Origin of the sequence: Halorubrum tibetense, assembly GCF_042661865.1 — an archaeon.
In the GTDB taxonomy this organism is placed as follows: Archaea; Halobacteriota; Halobacteria; order Halobacteriales; family Haloferacaceae; genus Halorubrum; species Halorubrum tibetense.
The window spans coordinates 1-509 of record NZ_JBHSWW010000745.1; the positions used below are offsets into that span (position 1 = coordinate 1).

General features: G+C 53.0%; 1 protein-coding gene. It reads left to right on the forward strand.

Going from position 1 to position 509, the window contains the following annotated elements; translation table 11 throughout:
* Positions 1-108: 108 nt before the first annotated feature.
* Positions 109-509, forward strand: a 401-nt coding sequence (locus ACFQEU_RS18080; protein ID WP_379784416.1) for a hypothetical protein, incomplete at its 3' end; no start/stop codon positions are given.

Genomic DNA, 509 nt, shown 5'->3' on the forward strand with positions numbered 1-509 from the left:
GGACTATCTTTGAACCACTACAAATTGTCAACAATTAACTATTCACAAATAATGCATCTCTGGGTAGACTGCCCCAATAACAACATAAAATCCTAATGGAACCCAGCCATGCCACGCACACACTTCTCACTGCTCACCGCCCTTAGCCTTACCGCCTTTCTCGTTGCCTGCGGTGGCGGCGGCGGGAGCAGTAACTCAACCCCAGACACAGGCGGCGAGACGGTCACAGACACCACACCGAATGCCTTTAACTTTACCGCCCTTGCCGACGCGGCGTTGAACACCGCTTATGAATCCGAAGCCTTTACCCTTGCCGGCATCAACGCCGAAACAAGCATCAGCATTAGCGGTGGCGAATACGCCGTGAATGGCGGCAACTTTTCAACTAGTGCCGGTAAAGTGAATAACGGCGATAGCATCGTGGTAAGGGTTACCAGCAGCAGCGAACACAACACAGCCAGCAGCGCCACCCTAACCATTGGCGACGTCAACGCCAGCTTTTCCGTTAC